At 70.0% G+C, this 20,433-nt stretch carries 18 protein-coding genes; 12 read left to right on the top strand and 6 right to left on the bottom strand.

Going from position 1 to position 20,433, the window contains the following annotated elements:
* The first annotated feature begins 5 nt into the window (after positions 1–5).
* The 7 genes from QFW96_RS13945 (at position 6) to hsaB (ending at position 6,488) form a co-directional block, all read left to right on the top strand.
* On the top strand, positions 6–782 hold the full coding sequence (locus QFW96_RS13945) for a 2-keto-4-pentenoate hydratase (RefSeq protein WP_281456048.1): 777 nt from the start codon (positions 6–8) through the stop codon (positions 780–782).
* A 214-nt stretch (positions 783–996) separates the two neighbouring features.
* Positions 997–1,902: an acetaldehyde dehydrogenase (acetylating) gene (locus QFW96_RS13940; RefSeq protein ID WP_281456047.1), complete on the top strand. Its 906-nt coding sequence runs from the start codon at positions 997–999 to the stop codon at positions 1,900–1,902.
* Positions 1,899–2,942, top strand: coding sequence for a 4-hydroxy-2-oxovalerate aldolase (gene dmpG / locus QFW96_RS13935; RefSeq protein WP_281456046.1), 1,044 nt, complete (start codon positions 1,899–1,901; stop codon positions 2,940–2,942). Before QFW96_RS13940 ends, dmpG begins: the two co-directional genes overlap by 4 nt.
* A gap of 14 nt (positions 2,943–2,956) precedes the next feature.
* On the top strand, positions 2,957–4,129 hold the full coding sequence (gene hsaA, locus QFW96_RS13930) for a 3-hydroxy-9,10-secoandrosta-1,3,5(10)-triene-9,17-dione monooxygenase oxygenase subunit (protein ID WP_281456045.1): 1,173 nt from the start codon (positions 2,957–2,959) through the stop codon (positions 4,127–4,129).
* Positions 4,129–4,980, top strand: coding sequence for a 4,5:9,10-diseco-3-hydroxy-5,9,17-trioxoandrosta-1(10),2-diene-4-oate hydrolase (gene hsaD / locus QFW96_RS13925; protein ID WP_281456044.1), 852 nt, complete (start codon positions 4,129–4,131; stop codon positions 4,978–4,980). Before hsaA ends, hsaD begins: the two co-directional genes overlap by 1 nt.
* 15 nt (positions 4,981–4,995) lie before the next feature.
* The gene (gene hsaC / locus QFW96_RS13920; protein WP_281456043.1) at positions 4,996–5,907 is read left to right on the top strand and encodes an iron-dependent extradiol dioxygenase HsaC; all 912 of its coding nucleotides are present in this window, start codon (positions 4,996–4,998) and stop codon (positions 5,905–5,907) included.
* Positions 5,908–5,918: 11 nt separating this feature from the next.
* Positions 5,919–6,488 (top strand): 3-hydroxy-9,10-secoandrosta-1,3,5(10)-triene-9,17-dione monooxygenase reductase subunit, encoded by a 570-nt coding sequence (hsaB, locus tag QFW96_RS13915; protein ID WP_281456042.1) that lies wholly within the window; start codon positions 5,919–5,921, stop codon positions 6,486–6,488.
* 265 nt (positions 6,489–6,753) lie between these two features.
* On the opposite strand, the gene QFW96_RS13910 is transcribed toward hsaB, so the two are convergent.
* The gene (locus tag QFW96_RS13910) at positions 6,754–7,884 is read right to left on the bottom strand and encodes a steroid 3-ketoacyl-CoA thiolase (RefSeq protein WP_281456041.1); all 1,131 of its coding nucleotides are present in this window, start codon (positions 7,882–7,884) and stop codon (positions 6,754–6,756) included.
* A 200-nt stretch (positions 7,885–8,084) separates the two neighbouring features.
* Here QFW96_RS13910 and QFW96_RS13905 point away from each other — a divergent pair, with 200 nt between their 5' ends.
* The gene (locus QFW96_RS13905) at positions 8,085–9,311 is read left to right on the top strand and encodes a cytochrome P450 (protein WP_281456040.1); all 1,227 of its coding nucleotides are present in this window, start codon (positions 8,085–8,087) and stop codon (positions 9,309–9,311) included.
* A 201-nt stretch (positions 9,312–9,512) separates the two neighbouring features.
* Here QFW96_RS13905 and QFW96_RS13900 read toward each other — a convergent pair whose 3' ends face one another.
* The 5 genes from QFW96_RS13900 to QFW96_RS13880 are packed head-to-tail and all read right to left on the bottom strand — an operon-like array spanning position 9,513 to position 14,010.
* Positions 9,513–9,944 carry a nuclear transport factor 2 family protein gene (locus QFW96_RS13900; protein WP_281456039.1) on the bottom strand — a complete coding sequence of 144 codons (432 nt, stop codon included), beginning with the start codon at positions 9,942–9,944 and terminating at the stop codon, positions 9,513–9,515.
* A gap of 9 nt (positions 9,945–9,953) precedes the next feature.
* Complete coding sequence (locus QFW96_RS13895; RefSeq protein WP_281456038.1) at positions 9,954–10,823, bottom strand: TIGR03619 family F420-dependent LLM class oxidoreductase; 870 nt, start codon at positions 10,821–10,823, stop codon at positions 9,954–9,956.
* A 1-nt stretch (position 10,824) separates the two neighbouring features.
* On the bottom strand, positions 10,825–11,985 hold the full coding sequence (locus QFW96_RS13890; protein WP_281456037.1) for a thiolase domain-containing protein: 1,161 nt from the start codon (positions 11,983–11,985) through the stop codon (positions 10,825–10,827).
* On the bottom strand, positions 11,985–13,040 hold the full coding sequence (locus QFW96_RS13885; RefSeq protein WP_281456036.1) for a thiolase domain-containing protein: 1,056 nt from the start codon (positions 13,038–13,040) through the stop codon (positions 11,985–11,987). The genes QFW96_RS13890 and QFW96_RS13885 overlap by 1 nt, the downstream gene beginning before the upstream one ends.
* 10 nt (positions 13,041–13,050) lie before the next feature.
* A complete protein-coding gene (locus tag QFW96_RS13880) occupies positions 13,051–14,010 on the bottom strand; it encodes a Zn-ribbon domain-containing OB-fold protein (protein ID WP_425524757.1) in 960 nt (319 codons plus the stop codon).
* A 91-nt stretch (positions 14,011–14,101) separates the two neighbouring features.
* Here QFW96_RS13880 and QFW96_RS13875 point away from each other — a divergent pair, with 91 nt between their 5' ends.
* The 4 genes from QFW96_RS13875 to QFW96_RS13860 all read left to right on the top strand — a co-directional run bounded on the left by QFW96_RS13875 (position 14,102) and on the right by QFW96_RS13860 (position 20,214).
* Positions 14,102–15,136: an LLM class F420-dependent oxidoreductase gene (locus tag QFW96_RS13875; protein WP_281456035.1), complete on the top strand. Its 1,035-nt coding sequence runs from the start codon at positions 14,102–14,104 to the stop codon at positions 15,134–15,136.
* 403 nt (positions 15,137–15,539) lie between these two features.
* Positions 15,540–17,090, top strand: a complete 1,551-nt coding sequence (locus QFW96_RS13870; RefSeq protein ID WP_281456034.1) for an acyl-CoA synthetase — start codon at positions 15,540–15,542, stop codon at positions 17,088–17,090.
* Positions 17,091–17,246: 156 nt separating this feature from the next.
* Positions 17,247–18,887 carry an acyl-CoA synthetase gene (locus QFW96_RS13865; RefSeq protein ID WP_281456033.1) on the top strand — a complete coding sequence of 547 codons (1,641 nt, stop codon included), beginning with the start codon at positions 17,247–17,249 and terminating at the stop codon, positions 18,885–18,887.
* A gap of 223 nt (positions 18,888–19,110) precedes the next feature.
* Positions 19,111–20,214, top strand: a complete 1,104-nt coding sequence (locus tag QFW96_RS13860; protein WP_281456032.1) for an NAD(P)H-dependent flavin oxidoreductase — start codon at positions 19,111–19,113, stop codon at positions 20,212–20,214.
* The last annotated feature ends 219 nt before the right edge of the window (positions 20,215–20,433 follow it).

Here is a 20,433-nt window from a genome sequence, read left to right as displayed (position 1 = left end):
GTCGCATGCTCAGTGCCGAGACCCGGCGAGGGCTCGCCGAGCGGTTGTGGCGGGCCGAACGCGAGCGGGACCCCATCCCGCCGCTGGTCGAGTCGTACCCGGACATCGACGTGGTCGACGCCTACGAGATCCAGCTGATCAACATCCGCCGCCGGGACGCGCCGATCGCCGGGCACAAGGTCGGGCTGTCCTCACCGGCGATGCAGCAGATGATGGGCGTCGACGAGCCCGACTACGGACACCTGCTCACCGACATGGCCGTGGCCGAGGACGTCCCCATCGACGCCCGCGCCTACTGCTTCCCGCGGGTGGAGGTCGAGGTCGGGTTCCTGCTGGCCGAGGACGTCCCACCGGGCTGCGACGAGCAGGGCGTGCTGGACCGGACCGAGGCGCTGATCCCGTCCATCGAGCTGATCGACAGCCGCATCCGCGACTGGCGCATCGGCATCGCCGACACCATCGCCGACAACGCCTCCTCCGCCGGCTACGTGCTCGGTGCCGCGCGCGTGGCCCCCGGCGAGCTCGACCCGCGCGGCATCGACGCCGTGCTGCACCGCAACGGCGAGGTCGTCGCCGAGGGCCGCTCCGACGCGGTGCTCGGCAACCCCGCAACCGCCGTGGCCTGGCTGGCCGACAAGGTCGCCGGGTTCGGGGTGCGGCTGCGAGCGGGCAACGTCGTGCTGCCCGGTTCCTGCACCCGCGCCATCGACGTGCGACCCGGCGACGCGTTCCGGGCCGAGTTCTCGGGCCTCGGCACCGTCGGTCTCACCGCGAAACCCTAGGGAGGTGCTTCGAAGTGGCGGAGCCACTTTCTCTTTCGGTGGGCGGGCAAGCAGACTGCACCGCCGGAGGTTCTGAGGGGCTTCGTGGCGAGCACGCCGCGACGCCGTGTACTGGCACACATCAGGAGTGGCGCGCGGAGTCCACGAAGCCCCTCAGGTTCTCCTACCGGCACCGCTACGCACAAGGACTACACACAGTTCTTAGGGAGGCGTTATGACCGCCAAGGCGGCGATCGTGGGGTCGGGCAACATCGGTACCGACCTGCTCTACAAGCTCAGCCGTTCCCAGGACGTCGAACCGGCCTGGATGATCGGCATCGACCCGGACAGCGACGGGCTGCGCCGGGCCGCCGACATGGGTGTGGCGACCAGCGCCGAAGGCGTGGACTGGTTGCTGGAGAACGAGAGCCCGGACATCGTCTTCGAAGCCACCTCGGCCTACGTGCACAAGGCCAACGCGCCGCGCTACGCCGAGCGCGGCATCCGGGCCATCGACCTCACGCCCGCGGCAGTCGGGCCCTACGTGGTGCCGCCGGTCAACATCGGCGAGCACCTCGACGCGCCGAACATCAACCTGATCACCTGCGGCGGGCAGGCCACGATCCCGATCGTGCACGCCGTGTCGCGGGTCGTGCCGGTGGCCTACGCGGAGATCGTCGCGTCGGTGTCCTCGGTGTCGGCGGGGCCCGGAACCCGCTCCAACATCGACGAGTTCACCCGCACGACCGCCAAGGGCATCGAGGTCATCGGGGGAGCCGAGCGCGGCAAGGCGATCATCGTGCTCAACCCCGCCGACCCGCCGATGATCATGCGCGACACCATCTTCTGCGCCATCCCGGCCGACGCGGACACCGACGCCGTCGGCGAGTCGATCACCCGGATGGCGCGCGACATCGCCGAGTACGTCCCCGGCTACCGGCTGCTGTCCGAGCCGCAGTTCGACCCGCCCTCGGCCGTCACCGGCGGCCGGGCGCGCGTCGCGGTGTTCGTCGAGGTCGAGGGCGCCGGCGACTTCCTGCCGAAGTACTCCGGGAATCTCGACATCATGACCGCCGCCGCCGTGCGGGTCGGCGACGAGCTCGCCCGCACCGGGGCGCTGCAGAAGGAGGCCGCGCGGTGACCGGACTGCCCAAGACGTACAGCACCGAGCTGGACCTGCGCATCACCGACACGTCGTTGCGCGACGGCTCGCACCACAAGCGCCACCAGTTCACCGCCGACGAGGTGCGCGGCATCGTCACCGCGCTCGACGGGGCCGGGGTGCCGGTCATCGAGGTGACCCACGGCGACGGGCTCGGCGGGTCGTCGTTCAACTACGGCTTCTCCCGAACGCCGGAGCAGGAACTGATCACGCTGGCGGCCGAGACCGCGCGCAACGCCAAGATCGCCGTGCTGATGCTGCCCGGCGTCGGCGTCACCGACGACATCGTCATCTCCCGCGACAACGGCGCCTCGGTGTGCCGGATCGCCACCCACTGCACCGAGGCCGACGTGTCCGTGCAGCACTTCGGGCTGGCGCGCGAGCAGGGCATGGAGACCGTCGGGTTCCTCATGATGGCCCACTCCCAGCCGCCGGAGGTGCTGGCCAAGCAGGCCCGCATCATGGTCGACGCGGGCTGCCAGTGCGTCTACGTCGTCGACTCCGCCGGGGCGCTGGTGCTGGAGCAGGTCGCCGAGCGGGTCCAGGCCCTCGACGCCGAGATCGGCGGCGACGCGCAGATCGGTTTCCACGGGCACGAGAACCTCGGCGTCGGCGTGGCCAACTCGGTCGCGGCCGCGCGCGCCGGTGCCGTCCAGATCGACGGCAGCGCAAGGCGTTTCGGTGCCGGAGCGGGCAACACGCCGGTGGAGGCGTTCGTCGGCGTGTGCGACAAGCTCGGGTTCACCACCGGCGTGGACTTCTTCGCCATCGCCGACGCCGCCGAGGACGTGGTGCGCCCGGCGATGCCGGAGGAATGCCTGCTCGACCGCTCCGCGCTGATGATGGGCTACGCCGGGGTGTACTCCAGCTTCCTCAAGCACGCCGCCAACCAGGCCGAGCGCTACGGCGTCAGCCAGGCGCAACTGCTGGTGCGGGCCGGCGAGCGCAAGCTCGTGGGCGGCCAGGAGGACCAGCTGATCGACATCGCGCTGGAGCTGCAGCGCGAGCAGACCAAGTGAGACGGGAGCACCGCATGAGCGACAGCACCGAAGTCGTCGAGGCAGTGCGCAAACTCCTTCCCGCGCTGCGGGATCGGGCGCAGCAGGCCGAGGACGGACGCAAGATCCCGGCGGAATCGATCGCCGAGCTGCAGGACGCGGGCTTCTTCAAGCTGCTGCAACCGCAGCGCCACGGCGGCTACGAGGCCGACCCGGTGGAGTTCTACACCGCGGTCAAGCTCATCGCGAGCGCCTGCGGTTCCACCGGCTGGGTCGCCTCCATCCTGGGCGTGCACCCCTGGCACCTGGCGCTGTTCCCGCAGCAGGCGCAGGAGGACGTCTGGGGTTCCGACGACAACACCCGGATCTCCTCGTCGTACGCGCCGATGGGCAAGGCCACCGTCGTCGACGGCGGCTACCGGCTGTCGGGCAAGTGGAGCTTCTCCTCCGGCTGCGACCACGCGAGCTGGGTGTTCGTCGGCGGGCCCGCGCTCGACGGTGACGGCAAGATGGTCGACTTCTGCACGTACCTGCTGCCGCTGGGCGACTACGCCATCAACGACGTGTGGGACACCGTCGGCCTGCGCGGCACCGGCAGCAACGACATCGTCGTCGACGACGTGTTCGTCCCGTCGCACCGGGCGCTGAGCTTCATGTCGATGTCGAAGACGGACTGCCCGGGTCACCAGGTCAACACCGCGCCGCTGTACCGGCTGCCGTGGGGGACCGTGCACCCGTCGACGATCACCGCGCCGATCATCGGCATGGCTCAGGGCGCCTACGACGCGCACGTCGAGCACCAGGCCAAGCGGGTCCGCGCCGCCTACGCCGGTGAGCAGGCCAAGGACGACCCGTTCGCCAAGGTCCGCATCGCCGAGGCCGCCAGCGAGATCGACGCCGCCTGGCTGCAGCTGTCCACCAACATCGCCGACGAGCTGGCGCTGCTGAAGGCGGGTGAGGAGGTCCCGATGTCGTTGCGGCTCAAGGCCCGTCGCGACCAGGTGCGGGGCACCGCGCGGGCGATCTCCGCGGTGGACCGGCTCTTCGAGAACTCCGGCGGCCGGGCGCTGCAGGCGGGCACGCCGATCCAGCGGTTCTGGCGGGACGCGCACGCCGGCCGGGTGCACGCGGCCAACGACGCCGAGCGCGCCTACACGATGTTCGGCAGCGGGGAATTCGGTCTACCGGTGAAGGATTCGATGGTCTGATGGTGGAGATCAAGAGCCAGGACGCGACCCTGCCCTCCGGGCTGACGCTGCACTACCACGAAGCGGGCGTCGGCAACGAGTCCACAGTGGTCATGCTGCACGGCGGCGGGCCCGGGGCCTCGGCGTGGAGCAACTTCAGCCGCAACGTCGAGGCGTTCGCCGAGGAGTTCCACGTCATCGCCGTGGACCAGCCCGGGTTCGGCAAGTCCTCGAAACCGACCGAGCACGGCCAGTACTTCACCCACAGCGCGGGCGCTCTCAAGGAGCTCTTCGACGTGCTGGGCGTGGCCAAAGCCCACCTGCTCGGCAACTCGCTCGGCGGAGGCACCGCCGTGCGCTTCGCGCTGGACCACCCGGACCGGGCGGGTCGGTTGGTGCTGATGGGGCCGGGAGGTCTCAGCGTCAACGTGTTCGCGCCGGACCCGACCGAGGGCGTGCAGAAGCTCGGCCTGTTCGGGGCACCGCCCGGGCCCAGCAAGGAGAAGCTGGAAGCGTTCCTGCGGACGATGGTCCACGACCAGTCGCTCATCACCGAGGAACTGCTGGAGGAGCGCTTCGCCGCCGCCAGCGCGCCCGAATCGCTGGCCGCCATGAAGGCGATGGGCCGTTCCTTCGCCCAGCCCGAGACCTACGAGGAAGGTCTGCTGTGGCGGGAGGCCTACAAGCTGCGGCAGCGGGTGCTGCTGATCTGGGGCCGCGAGGACCGGGTCAACCCGCTCGACGGGGCGCTGCTGGCGCTCAAGCTCATCCCGCGCGCGCAGCTGCACGTCTTCGGCCGCTGCGGGCACTGGGCGCAGCTGGAGAAGTTCGAGGAGTTCAACAAGCTGACCCGCGATTTCCTGCTCAACTAACAGGGAGGTAGTCCGATGGGGATTCGCTCGCTCGGGTACCTGCGCATCGAGGCCACCGACGTCGACGCGTGGCGGACCTACGCGCTCAAGGTCCTCGGCATGGTCGAGGGCAGCGGCAGCGACCCGAACGCGCTGTACCTGCGGATGGACGACTTCCCGGCACGGTTGGTCATCGTGCCCGGCGAGCAGGACCGGCTGTCCTGCGCCGGCTGGGAGGCCGAGCACGCCGCGGGTCTGCAGGAGGTTCGGGACTCGTTGAGCGCCAACGGGATCGCGTTCAAGGAGGGGACCAAGGAGGAGCTGGCCGACCGGCGGGTGGGCGAGCTGATCCGCTTCCAGGACCCGTCCGGCAACGAGCTGGAGGTCTTCCACGGCGCGGCCCTGCAGCACCGTCGCGTCGTCAGCCCCTACGGGCACACGTTCGTCACCGGCGAGCAGGGCCTGGGGCACGTGGTGCTGTCCACCCACGACGACGAGGCGGCGCTGCGGTTCTACCGCGACGTGCTCGGGTTCCGGCTGCGGGATTCGATGCGGATGCCGCCCGAGCTGGTGGGGCGGCCCTCCGACGGCGAACCGGCGTGGCTGCGGTTCTTCGGCTGCAACCCGCGGCACCACAGCCTGGCGTTCCTGCCGATGCCCACGCCCAGCGGCATCGTGCACCTGATGGTGGAGGTCGAGGACGTCGACGACGTCGGCCTCACCCTCGACCGCGCCTACCGGCGCCAGGTGCCGATGTCGGCGACGCTGGGCCGCCACGTCAACGACCTGATGCTGTCGTTCTACATGAAGACCCCGGGCGGCTTCGACGTCGAGTTCGGTTGCGAGGGGCGGCAGGTCGACGACGAGGACTGGATCGCGCGGGAGAGCACCGCCGTCTCGCTGTGGGGCCACGACTTCTCGGTCGGCAACCGGCCCCCGGGGCAGTGAGGGGAGTGGCGATGGAAGCCGTGGTTCCGCAGGTGGGCGGCCCCGCTGTCGACGGGGGCGCCTTCCGGCGCGCGCTCGGGCACTTCTGCACGGGCGTGACGGTGGTGACGGCCGCCGGGGACGGCGGGCCGGTGGGCTTCGCCTGCCAGTCGTTCTCGGCGCTGTCCCTGGACCCGCCGCTGGTCCTGTTCTGCCCCGGCAGGACGTCCCGCACGTGGCCGCTGATCGAGCGAGCCGGCCACTTCTGCGTCAACGTCCTCTCCGCCGAGCAGCGCGAGGTCTCCGCGGTCTTCGGCCGCCGCGGTGAGGACAAGTTCGCGAACCTGACCTGGACCCCGGCCCCGTCCGGCGCCCCGATCCTCGACGGCACCCTCACCTGGCTCGACTGCGAGGTGGACAACGTCCTCGACGGAGGGGACCACCACATCGTCGTGGGCAGGGTCCACACCCTCGGAGAACCCGCGGACGAAGACCCCCTGCTGTTCTACAAGGGTGCCTACACGGGCATCACCCACCCCACCACCCCGGCCCGGTACTGGCCCGAGGACTTCCTCACCGGAACCCCGGAGGACTGGCTCTGAGGGGCCTCCCACCCCAAGCGCCCACCGGACTCGGTGGGGAGGGAAGTTTTCATGAAAACTTCCCTCCCCCAATCACAACTCAGAACCCGGGGACCCACCGGGACCACACGACGAAAGTCCACCGTACGGAGAGTGCGGTGGACTTTCGGGTTCCGGGGGTGGGGAAGTTTTCATGAAAACTGCGCGACTCGAAGGGAACCGAGGTTTTCATGAAAACCTCCCGTTGGGTGGGGGAGGTTCTCATGAGAACTGCGCGTCGGGTGGGTCAGAGGCGTTCGATGATCGTGCCCGTCGAGAGGGCGCCGCCCGCGCACATGGTGACCAGGGCCGTGGTGCCGTCGCGGCGCTCCAGCTCGTGCAGGGCCGAGGTGAGCAGCCGGGCGCCGGTGCTGCCGACCGGGTGACCGAGCGCGATGGCGCCGCCGTTGACGTTGACCCGGTCCATGTCAGGTCCGTGGACGCCCGCCCAGGACAGCACGACCGAGGCGAAGGCCTCGTTGACCTCGAAGACGTCGATGTCGCCGATCTTCATGCCGCTGCGCGCCAGCACCCGCTCGGTGGCCTGCACCGGCCCGTCGAGGTGGTAGTAGGGCTCGGCGCCCACCAGGCACTGCGACACGATCCGGGCGCGCGGGCGCAGGCCCAGGGCCTGGGCGCGGTCGGAGTCCATCAGCAGCAGCGCCGCGGCACCGTCGGAGATCTGCGAGGAGCTGCCCGCGGTGTGCAGGCCGTCGTCGAGGACCGGCTTGAGCCCGACGAGGGCTTCCAGGCTGGTCTCGCGCAGGCCCTGGTCGCGGGTGACGTCCTCGTCGCCGACGCGGACCGGGACGATCTCCCGGTCGAAGCGGCCCTCCTGCCACGCCCGCTGCGCGCGCTCCTGCGAGCGGACGCCGAAGCGGTCCAGGTCCTCGCGGGTGATGCCGCGCCGGCCGGCGATGCGGTCGGCGGCCAGGAACTGGTTCGGCATGTCGATGTCCCAGGCGTCGGGTTTGGGCTTGCCGACGTCGACGCCGATGTTGCTGCCCAGCGGCACCCGCGTCATCGCCTCGACGCCGCACGACACGCCCACGTCGATGGCGCCGGTGGCGATGAGCCCGGCGACGAGGTGGGTGGCCTGCTGAGCCGACCCGCACTGGGCGTCGATCGAGGTGCAGCCGGTTTGCTCGGGCAGCCCGGCGTGCAGCCAGGCGGTCCGGGTGACGTTGCCCGCCTGCTCACCCGCCTGGGTGACGCAGCCGCCGATGACCTGTTCCACCGCGGCCGGGTCGACGCCCGCGCGTTCCAGCAGGCCGCGCTGGGCGGCGCCGAGGATCTCCGAGGCGTGCAGCCCGGACAGCCAGCCCTTGCGCTTGCCGATCGGCGTGCGCACCGCCTCCACGATCACCGGAGTGCCCACCTGAATCTCCTCTCACCGCGATCACTACCGAGATGAATCTAGAACATGTTATCTCTGTGCGCCACGGTCCGGTTCGAGGTCGGACGATCTTTCCCTTTGCTTGCACGATTCATGTGCAGTGAAAGGGGTTTACCGGGCTCGTTTCTTGTGGTTCGCTTCACATAGAACTCGTTTCAGTTCGTGCAGCGCAGGAGGTAGCCGTGGCAGCACCGAGCCTTCCGGAGGGCTTCGACTTCACCGACCCCGATCTCTACTCCGAGCGGGTGCCGCTGGAGGAATTCGCGGAGCTCCGGCGCACCGCGCCCATCTGGTGGAACAAGCAGCCGTTCCGCAAGTCCGGGTTCGAGGACGAGGGGTACTGGGTCGTCACCCGGCACGAGGACGTCAAGGAGATCTCGCGCCGCACCGACGTGTTCTCCACCTACGAGAACACCGCGATCATCCGGTTCAACGAGGAGATGAGCCGCGACCAGATCGAGATGCAGCGGTTCGTCATGCTCAACATCGACCCGCCCGAGCACACCAAGGTCCGGCGCCTGGTGGCGCGCGGGTTCACGCCGCGCGCGGTCAACAGCCTGGAGGAGGTGCTGCACCAGCGGGCCGAGGCGATCGCGACCGGTGCCCTGGAATCCGGCACCGGCGACTTCGTCACCGACATCGCCTGCGAGCTGCCGCTGCAGGCCATCGCGGAGCTGCTGGGCGTGCCGCAGGACCACCGCAAGGACATCTTCGACTGGTCCAACCAGATGGTCGCCTACGACGACCCCGAGTACGACATCGACCCGGAGACGGCCGCGGCGGAGATGCTCGGCTACTTCATGGGCGTGGCCGACCAGAAGCGCAAGTGCCCGATGGACGACATCGTCACCAAGCTCGTCGAGGCCGACGTCGACGGCAGCGCGCTCAGCGACGACGAGTTCGGGTTCTTCACGATCCTGCTGGCGGTGGCCGGCAACGAGACCACCCGCAACGCCATCAGCCACGGCATGCACGCGTTCCTGCAGAACCCCGACCAGTGGGAGCTCTACAAGCGGGAACGCCCGCAGACCACCGCCGACGAGATCGTCCGCTGGGCCACCCCGGTGGTGTCGTTCCAGCGCACGGCGCTGGCCGACGTCGAGCTCTCCGGCGTGCAGATCAAGAAGGGCGAGCGGGTCGGGATGTTCTACAGCTCGGCCAACTTCGACCCCGAGGTCTTCGCCCAGCCGGAGCGCTTCGACATCACCCGCGACCCGAACCCGCACGTCGGCTTCGGCGGCACGGGCGCCCACTACTGCCTGGGCGCGAGCCTGGCGCGGCTGGAGATCGACCTGATCTTCAACGCCATCGCCGACCACATGCCCGACATCCGCCAGCTCGCCGAACCCCGCCGCCTCCGCTCCGGCTGGCTCAACGGCATCAAGGAATACCGGGTCCAGTACCGCTGACCGACGCGGTGCCCCGGCCCGACCCCCGGGGCACCCCCGGTTCCCTCCGCCCCCAGAGGTTCCCGATCTCAATGGAAGTCAGGTCCCCGATTTCCATTGAAATCGGGAACCCCTGGGGCAGGGCGGTTCGGGTGGGTGAGTGGTGGAGATGAGGAAGGCGCCGTTCCCCTGGGAGGGGGACGGCGCCTTCTCGGTGGTGGGTCAGCGGAGGGTGGCGACTGCTCTGTCGAACTCCCAGAAGGCCCTGAGGGCCGTGACCCGGCCCTGGTCGTCGACCCGGTAGGTGAAGACGCCTTCGGCGTCCATCGCGGAGCCGTCGGGGAGGTGGGTGGTGATGGTGCCGGTGTTGGCGACCTCGTTGCCGCAGGCGAACGAGTCCTCGATGGTGAACTCGATGCGCTCGGCCTGGGCGATCGCCGTCTCCCAGAACGCAGCGATGGCCTCCCGGCCGTGGTGGCCCTTGCCGTCGGGGTCGAACGCCGAGGGACCCACCGGGTCCTCGACGACGGCGTCGTCGGCGAACAGCGACAGCCACTCGTCCTTCGCACCTCGCGAGACGGCGTCCATCGACGCCAGTGCGGCGTCGCGGGCCGGGTGCGACGTGCGGGTGGCCTTCCAGTGCACTCCGCTCATGCGGCCTCCTCAGACCTTCTCGATGACCTCGGCGGCGAACTTGCGGACCGAGTCCAGCTTGGCCTCCAGCGGGGCGTCGAAGCCGTGGCCGTCGAAGATCCACGGCACCACGATCGCGTCGGTGACGCCCACCTCGGCCTGCTCGCGGTAGCCGTCGACGCCGAAGCGGTCGATGCACACCGCCTGGATCTCGAACGGCACGTCGGCGCGGTCGCAGGAGGCGCGCAGCTCGCCGAGCCGGTCGATGGTCTCGCGCAGCTCCGAGAGCTTCATCATCGCCGACGCCCAGCCGTCGCCGACCCGGGCCGCGCGCTTGAGCGCCGGCTCGGTGTGCCCGCCGACGTAGAGCGGCACCGGCTTCGCCGGGGCGGGGGAGATCTGCAGCTTGTCGAAGTCGAAGAACTTCCCGTGGTACTCGACCATGCCGCCGCCCAGGATCAGCCGGATGATCTCGATCATCTCGTCGACCCGGGCGCCGCGCTTGGCGTACGACGCGCCGCACCACTCGAACTCCTCCGGTGCCCAGCCCAGGCCCAGCCCCAGCCCGAAGCGGTCACCGGTCATCGCCGCGACCGACGACAGCTGGCGGGCCAGCAGTACCGGGTTGCGCGGGCCGAGCTTGAGCACCGAGGTGTAGAACCGCAGCCGCGAGGTCACCGCGCCCATCGCCGCGGTGGCGATCAGCGGGTCCACCCACGGCGTGTCGGCGTCCCACATCCGCGACCCGTCGGGCGTGTAGGGGTACTCGGCGGAGACCTTCTCGGAGTAGAACAGCGAGTCCGGCAGCGCGATCGATGTGAAGCCGCACTCCTCGGCGGTGCGCGCGAGCTCGGTCAGCTGATCCAGCGGCGTCATCGCCACCGACATCGTGAACTTCATGTCAGGCTCCCGGTTTGTTCGATCCGACGACCCACATCGAGAAGTACTGCGAGCCACCGCCGTAGGCGTGCCCGAGCGCCACCCGGGCGCCGTCGACCTGGTTGTCGCCGGAGTCGCCGGTGACCTGACGCGCCGCCTCGGCGAAGCGCAGCAGACCGGACGCGCCGATCGGGTTGGACGAGAGCACCCCGCCCGACGGGTTGACCGGCAGCCGGCCCCCTATTGCGGTCTCCCCGGCCTCGGTGAGCTTCCAGCCCTCGCCCTCGGCGGCGAAACCGAGGTTCTCCAGCCACATCGGCTCGAACCAGGAGAACGGCACGTAGATCTCGGCGCAGTCCACTTCGGACAGCGGATCGGTGATCCCGGCCTGCTTCCACAGCGCCGCCGCGGCGTCCCTGCCTGCCTGCGGGTTGACCTGGTCGCGCCCGGCGAAGGTGGTCGGCTCGGTGCGCATCGCCGTGGCGTGGATCCAGGCCGCCTTGCGGCCGGTCGCGCTGGCCTCGTCGCCGATGACGACCGCGCACGCCCCGTCGGAGGACGGGCAGGTCTCGTCGTAGCGGATCGGGTCCCACAGCATCTGCGAGGCCATCACCGAATCCACCGTGATATCAGTCTGCTTCAGGTGCGCGTAGGGGTTGCGGGAGCCGTTGCGGCGGTCCTTCGCCGCCACCATCGCCCCGGTGTGCGTCGGTGCCCCGGAACGGCGGATGTAGGAGCGCACGTGCGGCGCGAAGTACCCGCCCGCCCCCGCGCCCACCGGCATGGTGAACGGCGGCACGATCGACAGCGCCCACATAGCGTTGGACTCGGACTGCTTCTCGAACGCCACCGCCAGCACCCGCTTGTGCACGCCGCCCTGCACCAGGCTCGCCGCGACGTTGCCGGTGGAACCGCCCACCGAGCCCGCGGTGTGCACCCGCAGCAGCGGTTTTCCGGTCGCGCCCAGCGCGTCGGCCAGGTGCAGCTCGGGCATCATCACGCCCTCGAACAGGTCGGGCGCCTTGCCGACCACGACCGCGTCGATGTCCGGCCAGTCGACCCCGGCGTCGGCCATCGCTCGGTCGACCGCCTCGCGGCACATCCCGGCCATCGAGACGTCCAGCCGCTTGCTGGTGTGGTGGGTCTGGCCGGTGCCCAGCACGGCCGCCAACTGCTTGCCCATCAGGCCCTTCCCTCCATCACGCACACCAGGTTCTGCTGCAGCGCCGGGCCGCTGGTCGCGTGCGCCAGCACCTTGCCCGCGCGGCCCTCGAAGATCTGCCCGGCCGCCTCGCCGATGCGCGACAGGCCCGCGGCGAACATCGGGTTCCCGCACAGCGCGCCGCCCGAGGGGTTGACCGCGACCGCGTCGTCGAGCCCGAGCGCGCGGCGCAGCACGATCTCCTGGTGGGTGAACGGTGCGTGCAGCTCGGCGATCTCCACGCCGTCGGTGCCCAGGGCTTCGCCCGCGGCCTCGGTGGAGACCGAACGTCGCAGGTCGCGGGCGCCGATACTGCCCGATTCGATGCGGTGCTGGATGCCGCCGATGTAGGCGGGCCGCTCGCGGATCTCGCGCGCCCGATCGGCCGAGGCGAGCACGATCACCGACGCGCCGTCGCTGATCGGCGCGCAGTCGTGCGCGCGCAGCGGATCGGCCAGGTAGGGCTCGGCCAGCAGCTCCTCGGCGTCGAACGCGCCGGAGAGCTGGGCGCTGGGGTTGCCCTTGGCGGCGGCGCGGCTGCGGACCGCGACCTCGGCCATGTCGGCCTCGGTGTAGTCCCCGGAGTCCAGGCCCATCCGCGCCTGCAGACCGGCGATGCTCACCGAGTCCGGCCACAGCGGCGCGACCGAGTACGGGTCGAGCTGCATGGCCAGCGTGCGCCGCAGGTTCCCGGCCGAGGACTTGCCGAACCCGTAGACCAGCGCGGTGTCCACCTCGCCGGTCCGGATCTTCACCCAGGCCTCGAACAGCGCCCAGGCGGCGTCCATCTCGACGTGGGACTCGTTGATCGGCGGGAAGGCCCCGATCGCGTCGATCGCGGCGATGAACGAGAACGCCCGTCCCGCCAGGTAGTCCGACGATCCCGAGCACCAGAAGCCGATGTCGGTCTTGGACAGGCCGGTTTGGGCGAAGACGTCCTGGAAGATCGGGACGAGCATCTCGACACCGTTCGTGGTGCCGGTGGTGGCGCGCACGTTCGGTGCCTGTGCGAAGCCGACGACGGCGACGTCAGTCATTCCAGCTCCTTCACAGGTGGTGGGCGTAGGTTTCGAACGGCGCGTCCGGTTCCCCGGTCGGTTCGAAGTGGTCGATGTTCTCCAGCGTGTGGCCCCACTGCTCGCGCGGTTTCCACGACGCCTTGACCCGCATGCCCATCCGCACCTGGTCGGCCTCGCAGCCCAGGACCAGGTGCAGGAACGCGATGTCGGCGCCGTCGAGCAGGATGTAGGCGCCCACGTAGGGCGGCTTGATGCGCTGGCCCAGGAACGGCACGTTGACGATGCAGAAGGTGGTCACGATCCCGGTGTCGGGCAGCTCCACCTCCTCCACGGTCGGCACGCCGTCGGTGGGGCAGGCGCCGCGCGGCGGGATGTAGACCTTCTCGCAGGCGGGGCAGCGCTGGCCGAGCATCCGGCCCTGCTTGAGCCCTTCCAGGTAGCGGCTCTCCTCGGGGGAAGCCGAGTGGGTGTACTCCAGGTGCACCGGCGTGGTCACCATCGTCACCGGATCACCGCCGACGGCCTCGGGCGCGGCGGTCACCTCCCCAGCGGGTTCGAAGCAGGCGATGTCGCGAATCCCGTTGCCGCGCTCGGCCGCCCAGCGGACCTGCACGCGCATCCCGGTGGAGATGGCCTCCGGTCCGGGCACGTCCACGGCGTGCAGCAGCGGGGTGTCGGCGCCGTCGAGGCGCACCAGCGCCCAGGCGAAGGGCCGGTCGAACGGCTGGCCGGGCAGCGGGTCGGGCATCCAGGTCCAGCTCACCACCGTGCCCTGGGTGCCGACCTCGACGAAGTCGTCCAGCGGCGCGGCGGTGTCCGGGTCGTATTCGAGGGGCGGCACGTGCACCCGGCCGTCGCTGCCGCGGACGCCGACGATGCCGCCGTCGCGCAGCGCGGTGGCGAATCGGCTGCGCGCGGTCCCGAGCGAGCGGGTGTAGTCGAAGCCGATGTTGAGCGGGGCGCTGAGCGGTTCGGAGATCCCAGTCACAACCCGAAGTGAAACATGTTCTCGCCATCCCGGCAATATCCGGTGCAGTATGGGCGGAGTCCGCGTGCGGTCGGGAAAGGGAGGTTCACAAGTGAAAGTAGGACTGCAACTGGGGTACTGGGGCGCGGCCCCGCCGCAGAACGCGCAGGAACTCGTTCTCGAAGCCGACCGGGTCGGGTTCGACGCCGTCTTCGCCGCCGAGTCGTGGGGCTCGGACGCCTTCACCCCGCTGGCCTGGTGGGGTTCGGACACCTCCCGCGTGCGCCTGGGGACCTCGGTGGCGCAGATGTCGGCGCGCTCGCCGGCCTCGTGCGCGATGCACGCGCTGACCCTCGACCACCTCTCCGGCGGCCGCGCGGTGCTGGGCCTGGGCGTGTCCGGGCCGCAGGTGGTGGAGGGCTGGTACGGCCAGCCGTTCGCCAAGCCGCTGGCCCGGACCAGGGAGTACGTCTCGGTCGTGCGGCAGGTGCTCGCGCGCGAGGCGCCGATCCGCAACGACGGCCCGCACCACCGCTTGCCCTACGACGGTCCCGGTTCGCTGGGGCTGGGCAAGCCGCTCAAGCCGATCACCCACCCGCTGCGCGCGGACCTGCCGATCTGGCTGGGCGCGGAGGGGCCGAAGAACGTCGCGCAGACCGCCGAGATCGCCGACGGCTGGATCGCGGTGTACTACTCGCCGCGGGTCGGCGGGATGTACGAGGAGTGGCTGGCCGAGGGCTTCGCCCGCGAGGGCGCGCGCCGCACCCGCGAGGAGTTCGAGGTCGCGGCGACCTGCCAGGTCGTGGTCACCGACGACCCGGCGGCCGAGCGCGCCAAGCTCAAGCCGTCGGTGGCGCTCTACCTGGGCGGGATGGGCGCGCCGGGGATGAACTTCCACGCCGAGCTGTTCCGCCGCATGGGCTACGAGGAGGCGGTGGCCGACATCGAGCGGCTCTTCGCCGCCGGGCGCCGCGAGGAGGCCGTCGCGGCCGTCCCGGACGAAGCCGTCGACGACGTGGCCATCATCGGGGACCGCGACCACGTCCGGGACCGCATCGCGGTCTGGGAGAAGTCGGGGGTGGACACGCTCCTCGTGGGCTGCCGCGACACCGACCACGTCAGAGCGGTGGCCGACGTCCTCACCTAGGGTGCCCCGGCCGCGGCTGGGCCGGGGTCGGATCACCGCCGGATCCCGGACGCGGGTGCGGCGGAGAAGGCGGTTTTGGTCACAACTGACCGGACATTTCGGGCGCCATGACGCGACGGTTCTGACTAAAACTGCCCCAAAACCCGGATTACCGCCGCAATCGGGCGCCAGATTACCGCCGTATTCCCACCCCCGATTACTCCGGTAATCGGGCACCCGATTGCGGCGGTAATCCGGGTGGGGTGGTGATCCTGGGGGAGTGGGGTGGAATTTGTTCTTGCGGCTCGGTGTCGGGTGAGGTGGGGTGTCGGTGGTGGTTCGCCAGGTGGTCTTGCCCTAGAACTGCAACACGTTCTAGGTTTGTTCGGCTGGGGAACGCTCTCGCCGTCGACAGGAGTCCGCCGTGGCCGACATAGGACTGTGGAACATCGCCGACCAGCAGCCGAACCGCACGGCCGTGGTCTCGCCGGACGGTGGCTCGGTGAGTTACGCCGAGCTCGCCTCCGCCGCCGACCGGTACGGCCGCGGGCTGCAGAGCATGGGGCTGGAACCGGGCGACAGCATCGTGCTGATGCTGCCCAACGGTGCCGACCTGCTCGCCGCCTACTTCGCGGCCATCCAGACCGGGTTGTACGTGGTGACCGTCAACTGGCACCTCGTCGGGCCCGAGGTCGCCTACATCGTCGAGGACAGCGGCGCCAAGGCGTTCATCGCGCACGAGCGCTTCGCCGAGGCCGCCTCCGACGCCGCCGCGCGCAGCGGCCTGTCCAGCGAGGCCCGCTTCGCCGTCGGCGAGGTGCCGGGCTTCCAGCCGCTGGCCAACCTCGGCGCCGACGAACCCGCCAAGCGGCCCGACGTGCGCACCACGGGCTCGCCGATGCTCTACACCTCGGGCACCACCGGTCGCCCCAAGGGCGTGCGCAGACCGCTGAGCGGGGCCGATCCCGACGACGTGCCCGCCGCGAACGCGTGGTTCTTCGGGGTGTTCGGGCTCAAGCCCTTCGACGACCACGTGCACCTGTGCGGATCGCCGCTGTACCACACGGCGGTGCTCAACTTCGTGAGCATCTCGATCCAGTTCGGGCACACCGCGGTGCTGATGGACCGCTGGGGGGCCGAGGAGATGCTGCGGCTCATCGAGGAGCACCGCGTCACCCACAGCCACATGGTGCCCACCCAGTTCCACCGGCTGCTGGCGCTGCCGGCCGAGACCCGCGAGCGCTACGACGTCTCCTCGCTGCGCACCATGATCCACGGCGCCGCGCCGTGCCCGCAGGAGGTCAAGCGCGCGATGCTGGACTGGTGGGGCCCGGTGGTCGTCGAGTACTACGCGGCCACCGAGGGTGGCGGTACGACGATCATGGCCGACGAGTGGCTGCGCAAACCCGGTTCGGTGGGCAAGCCGTGGCCGGGCTCTGTGGTGCGGGTGCTCGGCGACGATGGCGCCGAGCTGCCCGCCGGGGAGATCGGCACCGTCTACATGCAGATGGGCGGGTCGACCTTCGAGTACCACAACGACAGGAAGAAGACCCAGGAAGCACGCGTCGGGGACCTGTTCACCCTCGGCGACGTCGGGTACCTCGACGAGGACGGCTACCTGTACCTGTGCGACCGGCGCAACGACATGATCATCTCCGGCGGGGTGAACATCTACCCGGCCGAGATCGAGAGCGCGCTGTCGGTGCACGCCAAGGTCGCCGACGTGGCCGTGTTCGGCGTGCCGCACGACGACTGGGGCGAGGAGGTCAAGGCCGTCGTCCAGCCCGCCGACGGCGTGGCGCCCGGTGACGAGCTCTCCGGGGAGCTGCTGGCCTACGCCCGCGAGCGGCTCGCCAAGTTCAAGGTCCCGCGCAGCATCGACTACGTCGATGAACTGCCGCGCGACCCCAACGGCAAGCTCTACAAGCGCAAGCTGCGCGACCCGTACTGGGAAGGCCGCGAGAAGGCGATCTGAGCTGCGGTGATCCGCGCGCGACCGCGTGCGGCGGCGAACCCGGCCGCCGCGCGCGGTTCCGTGCTGCCCATCGAGGCCGGTGATGGCGGATCGCCCATTTCGCGGTACCTCCACCGACCCCTTGTCTTCCGCGATAACACGTTCTACTTTTTTCGAGTGGCACTCAACATCGCAGATCTCTTCGAGCACGCAGTCGACCTGGTCCCTGAGCGCGTCGCAGTGGTCTGCGGCGAGCGCCAGGTGACGTTCTCGGAACTGGAGGAGCGCTCCAACCGGCTGGCGCACCACCTCGCCGCCCGCGGCGTCGGGCCCGGCGCGCACATCGGTGTGTACTCCAGGAACTCAATCGAGGCGCTGGAGGCGATGCTCGCGGCGTACAAGCTGCGCGCTGTCGCGATCAACGTGAACTACCGGTACGTGCCCGCCGAGTTGCAGTACATCTTCTCCAACGCGGACATGGTCGCGCTGGTCCACGAGCGGCGCTACAGCGACCACGTCGCCGAGGTGCTGCCGCAGGTTCCGGGTCTGAATCACGTTCTAGTGATCGAGGACGGTTCGGACGACGACTACGCCCGGTACGACGGCGTCGAGTACGAGTCCGCGCTCGCGGCCTCCCGCGCCGACCGCGACTTCGCCGAGCGCAGCGCCGACGACCTCTACCTGCTCTACACCGGCGGCACCACCGGCATGCCCAAGGGCGTCATGTGGCGCCAGGAGGACGTGTGGCGCGTCCTCGGCGGCGGCATCGACTTCATGACCGGTGAATACGTCAAGGACGAGTGGGAACTCGCGCGCACCGGCGCGGAAACCGGCGGCCTGGTGCGACTTCCGGCCGCACCGTTCATCCACGGCGCCGCGCAGTGGGCCACCTTCGGCAACCTCTTCGCCTGCGCCACCACCGTTTTCGTGCCCGAGTTCGATCCGCACGAGGTGTGGAAGGCCGTGGAGCGCAACGGGGTCAACGTGCTGGCCATCGTCGGGGACGCGATGGCGCGGCCGATGATCGAGGCGCTCAACGAGGGAGGCTACGACGCGTCCTCGGTGGTCGCGATCTCCTCGACCGCGGCGCTGTTCTCCACCTCGGTCAAGCACCAGTACCTCGACGCGCTGCCCAACGTCGTGATCACCGACGCGATCGGCTCCTCGGAGACCGGTTTCGGCGGCATCGGCATCGTCACCAAGGACGGCGTGCAGTCCGAAGGTCCGCGCGTCACCGCGGACCGCAAGCTCATCGTCATCGACGACGACAACAAGCCGCTGGAACCGGGAACCGGGCAGATCGGCTGGCTGGCCAAGTCCGGGCACGTGCCGCTGGGCTACTACAAGGACCCGGAGAAGTCCGCCTCGGTGTTCGTCGAGGTCGACGGCACCCGCTACGTCGTGCCCGGCGACTACGCGCGGCTGGAAGCCGACGGGACGGTCACGCTGCTCGGCCGCGGGAACATGTCGATCAACACCGGTGGCGAGAAGGTCTTCCCCGAGGAGGTCGAGAGCGCGCTGAAGTCGCACCCCGACGTCTTCGACGTGCTCGTCGTCGGCGTGCCCGACGAGCGGATGGGCCAGCGGGTGGCCGCGCTTGTGCAGCCCCGCGAAGGCGCGTCGCCGAGCCTCTCCGAGCTCGACGCCCACGCGCGCCAGGTCATCGCCGGTTACAAGGTGCCGCGCAGCCTGTGGATAGTCGAGCAGATCACCCGCTCGCCCAGCGGCAAGCCCGACTACCCGTGGGCGCGCAAGCACACCGAGGACCACGCCCCGACGGAAGTCAACGAACCCACGCGGAAATCCGCCGCGCGCTGATTCGTCTTCAAGGCGCTGTGCGCAAGCGGTGGAGCCGCTTTCTCTTCCACCACGTCAGCACCTGGCACCGCCGCGGGTTCTGAGACGCCGTCTGGGGAGGACGCCGCGACGCCGTGTATTGGCATACATCAGGAGTGGCGCCCGGACCCAGGCGGCGTCTCAGGTTCCGCTACCCGCACCGCTACGCAGAACGAGCACGAAACAGGGTTTTGAGAGGAAGTCAATGCGAACTTCGCTGTGCGACACGCTCGGGATCGAGCACCCGATCGTCGCGTTCACGCCGTCCGAGCACGTCGCCGCCGCGGTCAGCAAGGCCGGTGGGCTGGGGGTGCTGGGGTGCGTGCGGTTCAACGACCCCGACGAGCTCGACCGGGTGCTGGACTGGATGGACGCCAACACCGACGGCAAGCCCTACGGCGTCGACGTCGTGATGCCGGCCAAGATCCCCACCGAAGGCACGCAGGTAGACCTGGACTCGCTGATCCCGGCCGAGCACCGCGCGTTCGTCGAGCGGACCCTCGCCGAGCTCGGCGTCCCGGAGCTGCCCGAAGATGAGAAGGAGCGCGGGGGAGTGCTGGGCTGGCTGCACTCGGTGGCCCGCTCGCACGTCGACGTGGCGCTGCGGCACCCGATCGCGCTGATCGCCAACGCGCTCGGCTCCCCGCCGGTGGACATCATCGAGCAGGCCCACTCGCACGACGTGCTGGTGGCGGCCCTGGCCGGCAAGGCCGAGCACGCCAAGCGGCACGTCGACAACGGGGTGGACATCGTCGTCGCCCAGGGCCACGAGGCCGGTGGGCACACCGGCGAGATCGCCACGATGGTGCTGGTCCCGGAGATCGTCGACGCCCTCGCCGGTCGCGCCCCGGTGCTCGCCGCGGGCGGCATCGGGACCGGGCGGCAGATCGCCGCGGCGCTGGCGCTCGGCGCCTCGGGCGCGTGGATGGGCTCGTACTGGCTGACCACGGCCGAGTACGGCATGACGATGGGCGATTCGGTCACCCAGGAGGCGCTGCTCGCGGCGAACTCCAGCGACACCGTCCGCTCCCGCATCTACACCGGCAAACCTGCACGACTGCTCAAGACCAAGTGGACCGAGGCGTGGGCCGCTCCGGACGCCCCGCAGCCGCTGCCGATGCCGCTGCAGAACATCCTGGTCGCCGACGCCCACCAGCGCATGATGCGCGCCAGCGACCCCCAGGCGGTCTCCATGCCGGTCGGCCAGATCGTCGGCCGCATGAACGAGATCCGCCCGGTGGCCGAGGTCTTCGACGACCTCCTCCGCGAAGTCGAGGACACCTTCACCCGCCTCGACAAGCTCCGCTGAGATCCACCTCCGACGCCCTCCCGGCCCACACCCCGGCCGGGAGGGTTTCTCACGTCCGTACCTCCCGGAGGTGGCGTCGTGGTGGCGGTGTTCCTCACCAGGGGACAGTTTTAGCCATAATTGACCGGACAAAAGGGACATTGATCATGGGTGATTATGGCTAAAACTGTCCCCTGGCAACGGACGTCGGCAACGCGACGCCGCCTCCTCGGGGTGGAG

Source organism: Saccharopolyspora ipomoeae (genome assembly GCF_029952525.1).
Lineage (GTDB): Bacteria > Actinomycetota > Actinomycetes > Mycobacteriales > Pseudonocardiaceae > Saccharopolyspora > Saccharopolyspora ipomoeae.
Note: the sequence above shows the minus strand (reverse complement) of the source record. Positions and strands in the feature narration are given on the sequence as shown.

What these genes read in the sequence shown, in the direction of transcription:
- QFW96_RS13945 (WP_281456048.1), top strand. Translation starts at nt 6, where the DNA reads ATGCTCAGTGCCGAGACCCGGCGAGGGCTCGCCGAGCGGTTGTGGCGG.
- QFW96_RS13940 (WP_281456047.1), top strand. Translation starts at nt 997, where the DNA reads ATGACCGCCAAGGCGGCGATCGTGGGGTCGGGCAACATCGGTACCGAC.
- hsaA (WP_281456045.1), top strand. Translation starts at nt 2,957, where the DNA reads ATGAGCGACAGCACCGAAGTCGTCGAGGCAGTGCGCAAACTCCTTCCC.
- hsaD (WP_281456044.1), top strand. Translation starts at nt 4,129, where the DNA reads ATGGTGGAGATCAAGAGCCAGGACGCGACCCTGCCCTCCGGGCTGACG.
- hsaC (WP_281456043.1), top strand. Translation starts at nt 4,996, where the DNA reads ATGGGGATTCGCTCGCTCGGGTACCTGCGCATCGAGGCCACCGACGTC.
- hsaB (WP_281456042.1), top strand. Translation starts at nt 5,919, where the DNA reads ATGGAAGCCGTGGTTCCGCAGGTGGGCGGCCCCGCTGTCGACGGGGGC.
- QFW96_RS13900 (WP_281456039.1), bottom strand. Translation starts at nt 9,944, where the DNA reads ATGAGCGGAGTGCACTGGAAGGCCACCCGCACGTCGCACCCGGCCCGC.
- QFW96_RS13895 (WP_281456038.1), bottom strand. Translation starts at nt 10,823, where the DNA reads ATGAAGTTCACGATGTCGGTGGCGATGACGCCGCTGGATCAGCTGACC.
- QFW96_RS13890 (WP_281456037.1), bottom strand. Translation starts at nt 11,985, where the DNA reads ATGGGCAAGCAGTTGGCGGCCGTGCTGGGCACCGGCCAGACCCACCAC.
- QFW96_RS13885 (WP_281456036.1), bottom strand. Translation starts at nt 13,040, where the DNA reads ATGACTGACGTCGCCGTCGTCGGCTTCGCACAGGCACCGAACGTGCGC.
- QFW96_RS13860 (WP_281456032.1), top strand. Translation starts at nt 19,111, where the DNA reads ATGCGAACTTCGCTGTGCGACACGCTCGGGATCGAGCACCCGATCGTC.